This window comes from Paeniglutamicibacter sp. ZC-3, from assembly GCF_025847175.2.
Lineage (GTDB): Bacteria > Actinomycetota > Actinomycetes > Actinomycetales > Micrococcaceae > Paeniglutamicibacter > Paeniglutamicibacter sulfureus.
Genome location: NZ_JAOYTG010000042.1, coordinates 1 through 4,978 on the forward strand (window position 1 = coordinate 1; position 4,978 = coordinate 4,978).

Annotated in this window: 4 protein-coding genes; 2 read left to right on the forward strand and 2 right to left on the reverse strand. The window is 64.1% G+C overall.

Going from position 1 to position 4,978, the window contains the following annotated elements; all coding sequences use genetic code 11:
* Positions 1-167 precede the first annotated feature (167 nt).
* Positions 168-1,424: an IS256 family transposase gene (locus OIU93_RS20310; protein WP_264271858.1), complete on the reverse strand. Its 1,257-nt coding sequence runs from the start codon at positions 1,422-1,424 to the stop codon at positions 168-170.
* 58 nt (positions 1,425-1,482) lie between these two features.
* Between OIU93_RS20310 and OIU93_RS20315 the strand changes: the two genes are divergently transcribed.
* A complete protein-coding gene (locus OIU93_RS20315) occupies positions 1,483-2,253 on the forward strand; it encodes an SGNH/GDSL hydrolase family protein (protein ID WP_264271855.1) in 771 nt (256 codons plus the stop codon).
* 79 nt (positions 2,254-2,332) lie between these two features.
* Here the strand turns inward: OIU93_RS20315 and OIU93_RS20320 are convergent, their stop codons facing one another.
* Positions 2,333-4,009, reverse strand: a complete 1,677-nt coding sequence (locus OIU93_RS20320) for a thiamine pyrophosphate-dependent enzyme (RefSeq protein WP_264271856.1) — start codon at positions 4,007-4,009, stop codon at positions 2,333-2,335.
* Between the two features lie 278 nt (positions 4,010-4,287).
* Between OIU93_RS20320 and OIU93_RS20325 the strand changes: the two genes are divergently transcribed.
* The gene (locus OIU93_RS20325) at positions 4,288-4,866 is read left to right on the forward strand and encodes a GNAT family N-acetyltransferase (RefSeq protein WP_264271857.1); all 579 of its coding nucleotides are present in this window, start codon (positions 4,288-4,290) and stop codon (positions 4,864-4,866) included.
* Positions 4,867-4,978 lie beyond the last annotated feature (112 nt).

A 4,978-nucleotide genomic window follows, 5' to 3' on the forward strand; every position in this document is an offset into this window, starting at 1 on the left:
TCCGAGTAAATTTCATGATCGTAGCTGAGTCGGGCCGATGACAGAGCGATGCGGTAGTCGTCCTCCGATACCTGGCACCTGAGCGGTGTGCCCTCTTCAAGGTAGTGGGGAAGGGCGAGGTCAAGCCCCAGGTAGTGGTGTAGCGCAGTGTCCTTCGATTGTGATGGTTAGGCGCTGAGTTGAAGGACGGTGTCGGCGATCACCTCAGTTCCGGTGTCGGAGACGAGGCAGAGCCGGGATCTAGCGAGGATGTCGAGTCCGAGGTAGCGGCGGCCCTCGGCCCATTCGTCGGTCTGCTCAGCAAGAACAGCCCCGACGAGTCGGATGATCGCGTCGCGGTTTGGGAAGATGCCGACGCTGTCGGTGCGGCGACGGATCTCCCGGTTCAGCCTCTCGTTCGGGTTGTTTGACCAGATCTGTTGCCAAAGCCCCTCGGGGAACTGGGTGAAGGCGAGGATGTCGGCTCTGGCGGCGTCGAGGTGCTCATACGCGTCGGGGAGCTTTCCGTTGACATAGTCCAGGAGACGGTCGAACTGCGCGTTCACGGCCGCGGCGTCGGGCTGGTCGTAGACCGAATGGAGCATCGCCTTCACTGCCGGCCACATGCTCTTCGGCGTCACCGACATGAGGTTCGCGGCGTAGTGCGTGCGGCAACGCTGCCAAGACGCGCCGGGCAGGTTCGCGGCGATCGCTTCCACGAGCCCTTGGTGCGCGTCACTGGTGACGAGGCGAACGCCAGTCAGCCCGCGGGCGACGAGATCAGCGAAGAAACTGTTCCAGGCCGCTCCGGTCTCACTGGTCGCGACCCGCAACCCGAGGACCTCCCGCCGCCCGTCAGCGTTGACGCCAGTGGCGACCAGGACGACGGCATTGATCACCCGGCCGCCCTCGCGGACCTTCATCGTCAGCGCGTCAGCGGCGACGAACGTGAACGGACCCGCGTCGCCAAGTGGCCGGTGACGGAACTGTTCGACGTGCTCGTCGAGCTCGGCGGCCATGCGAGAGACTTGCGACTTCGACAACGAGTGAATGCCGAGGGTCTTGACGAGTTTGTCCATCCGGCGGGTGCTCACTCCGGCGAGGTAGCAGTCGGCCACAACGGTGATCAGCGCGGACTCGGCGCGCTTGCGTCGTTCCATGAGCCACTCTGGGAAATAGGTGCCCTGGCGGAGCTTCGGGATCGCAACATCGATGGTGCCGACGCGGGTGTCGAGGTCGCGGTGCCGGTAGCCGTTGCGCTGCGTGACACGGTCGGGGCTGGGTTTGCCCCATTCGGCACCGACGACGGCGTCTGCGTCGGCGGACAGGAGCGCGTTGATCATGGTTTGCAAGAGATCTCGCATCAGATCTGGCGACGCGTCGCCGAGGGCCTTGACAGTGGTGCCTCGAAGGCCGAACCTAAAGCATGGGGAACCGCCGGGTATCGCGAGGCCACGGATGAACGGGCTGGACGATGCACAGCGCGAGTGGACGGGCCGTGGAATGAGCACCTGTGGCGGAGGCAACTGGTTTTGGCGCGGATGGCTGAACATGGTCCAGGCCGGACCTTCGTTGTTCCAAGGCCACCGCATCGTCAAGAACCTGCCTGGCCTTCAAGGGGCGATTGGTCCCAACAACGGCTTTGTTGACGTGCACGGAACCGGCGGGGAACCCTGTCGTCTGCTGGTCATCGGGGAATCCACCGTTGCCGGGACCGGTGCCCCCACGCACGCACTCGCGCTGACCGGTCAGCTGGCCGTGGGGCTCTCGGACCGGCGTCGTCTGCCGGTGGCCTGGGAAGCCCAGGGCGCCAACGGTGCCACCTTGGAACGCATCGTCAGCGAACTTCTGGAGCTGGTTCGGCAACCTGACCCGGACGTCGTGGTGTTGGTTGCCGGTGCAAATGACGCCATGGCCGGGAGAAGTTCCGCACACTGGCGCCGGGACCTGCGCAGGGTCCTGGAGGTCTTCATGGATTCGGGCAGGCACCGGGAAATCGTCGTCGCGGGAGTGCCGCCCTTCAGGTATTTTCCGGCGCTGCCGGTGCCGTTGAACGCATTTCTTGAACGCCGGGCCGGCCGCCTGGACGCGGCGTCGGCGCAGGTATGTGCCGAATTGGGCTTGGCCTTTGTGTCTTTCGCCGACGATCCGCCGCTGGGGGAGGCCTTCTTTGCCGCCGACCGCTTCCATCCCTCGGTGGCCGGCTATGGGCACTGGGCTGCTTTTCTGCTCGATGCGCTGAATGGGCCCCGTCCGGAAGACACCTTGCCATGAGCCTCGCCACCGAAGACAGCGGAGGCCCGTTTCCGCCCGAGGGGGGGTGGAAACGGGCCTCCGCTGATTCGAAGCCGGTTTAGTAGGCCTTGACGCGCTGTTCCACGATCAGGTGGATCAGTGCGAACTGGCCCTTCTCGTCGATGGCCGTCAGGGCGGCCTCAAGTGCAGCCGGGATGTCGCTGTCGTTTTCGACCCGCACACCGAATCCGCCAAAGGCCTGGGCCATGAGAGCGAAGTCCGGGTTCTTGAGCTGGGTGCCCGAGATGCGTTCGGGGTAGTGGCGTTCCTGGTGCGTGCGGATGGTTCCGTACTCCTGGTTGTCCATCACGATGACCAGCGGGGTGGCACCGTACTGCGCGGCGGTGGCCAGCTCTTGGCCGTTCATCAGGAACTCCCCGTCGCCCGCAATGGTGACCACGCGGCGGCCCGGGAAGTTCAGCGATGCGGCAATGGCCGAGGGCACCGAGTAGCCCATGGATCCGTTGCGTGCCGAAATCATCGAGGCGTATTCCTCGGTGGGGAAGTAGCGGTGTGCCCAGTTGGTGTGCTCGCCGGCGCCAAGGGTGATCATGGCGTCCTGCGGCAAGCCCGCCACCAGGTTGGCCATCATGGTGTCCATGCGGGCAGGGCCTGCGGACGGCGTGGCGGCGGGCAACGCTGCAAAATTTTCCTGCTCGGCCCGCATGCGATCGGTGAAGGACTTCCATTCCGGCTTGCCGGCGAAGTCCATCATGACCAGGTCCCGGACGAAGACATCGGGCTTGGACACGATCTGGTGCGACACCGGGCCCGAGCGGCCGCGCAGGGACGGGTCGATGGTGACCAGGAAGTTCTTCTTGGTCCAGTCCTGGCGCACCAGGAAGCCATCGGTGATCACGTCGCCAGGGACGGTGCCGACGAAGATCAGGAGGTCGGTTTCCTCGAGCAGGTCATAGGTGGGCTTGGGACGTCCGTAGCCGATGGGCCCGACGTAGGACGGGGAGCTGAAGGGAATGTTGCCCTCGCAGCGCCATTCAACGGCGGCCGGCAGGTGGTGCTCTTCCAGCCAAGCGGTCAGGGCGGTGGAACCCTCCTGGGTCCAGTCGTTGCCGCCGAGCACGAACAGCGGCTTGGAGGATTCCTCTAGTGCCGACTTGAGTTCTTTCCAGTCGGTCACCGTCATGCCTCCGGTGGCCACCGGGATGACCGGGTGCAGGGTGGGCTCGACCATTTCACGGATGATGTCCTCGGGAAGCCCGACAACCACTGGACCGGGACGACCGCTCATGGCGGCGAACATGGCTTCGGCGACGATCTCCGAGGCCCGCTCTGCGTGGTCAAGGACCATGACGCGCTTGGCGCCGGTGTCGAACCAGCCCTTGATGTCGAATTCCTGGAAGGCTTCGCGGTCACGGTGGGCAAAGGGGATCAGGCCAACGAAGAGCACCATCGGTGTGGAGTCCTGCCAGGCGGTGTGCAGGCCAACATGTGCGTTGGCGGCACCGGGTCCGCGGGTGACCATGGCGATGCCCGGACGCTGGTGCATCTTGCCGTCGGCCTCGGCCATGTATGCGGCGCCGCCTTCGTGGCGGCAGACGACGGTTTCAATGGGGGAGTGGTGCAGTCCGTCCAGTACATCAAGGTAGCTTTCCCCGGGGATCACATAGGTGCGTTCCACGCCGTGGGCGACCAGGGTGTCGACAATGATGTGCCCGGCCGACTTCTTGTTCGTGGCCTGGGCATCGGGGAGTGCTTCTAGTGTTTGGGCGCTCATGGCAGTTACTCCTTGTGGTCACCGTGGCATACGGGACTAATGTTGCTAAGCGGGCACGTCTTTGTGCCGCGCCGTGGTCGAACGAGATCTCAAGTTTCAGCAAATGTACATGATGTCCGCCACTTGCCCGAAGAATGCAACGAAACGCATCTGTCACATTGGGTTGTTGATCACAATGACTTGTTTTTCGCCCAATCCCCGGCGGCATGCTTCGCGTTGGGTTCGATGGGCGGAGCCGGCCGAACCCGGACTTGATCCACTGGGCCTAAGGTAGGTGCATGAGCCCGAAACCCGATTCCCATTCGACAGCCTTCCTGCGGCCGTGGACAGACTCGGAAGAGGACATTGAATCGATCTTGGCGGCGTTTGGGGTCGACGACATGGCGGCCCAGTCGGGGGAACCGGTGAATTCCGCAGCGGCGGCCCGGAGGTGGGTGGCGCCGTGGATCGACTGCGAGAACGATCAGGTGCTGGCATTCGCCATCGACGTGAACGGCCTGGCGGTGGGACATGTCATGGCTACGGCCATTGACCGCCGCCACGAGACGGCGTGGATCTCCTATTGGGTCGCTTCCGAGGCGCGTGGCGCCGGATTGGCATCGCGCGCCACAGCCGCAATGGCCGTGCACTGTTTTGGAACCCTTGGCCTCTTTCGGCTCGAGTTGGCCTACAGGATGAACAACCCGGCTTCGGCTGCGGTGGCCAGGAACGCCGGGTTCAAGGTGGAGGGCCTGGAGCGGGCGAAATTGCTGTACCTCGACGAATTCGGCAGGCCGGAGCGCTTCGATGTCCAGACGTGCGCCAGGCTGCTCACCGACGACCCCGCGCCTGCGATGCCGCTGCAGATCCGCGCCTAGATGAGTCAGTCCTAATTGACGCTTGGAACGAGACAGGGTCCGGGAACTTGTTCCCGGACCCTGTTAATCGCTGGCGGAGAGTGCTAAGTCTCGTATGTGAACCCAAAACTGA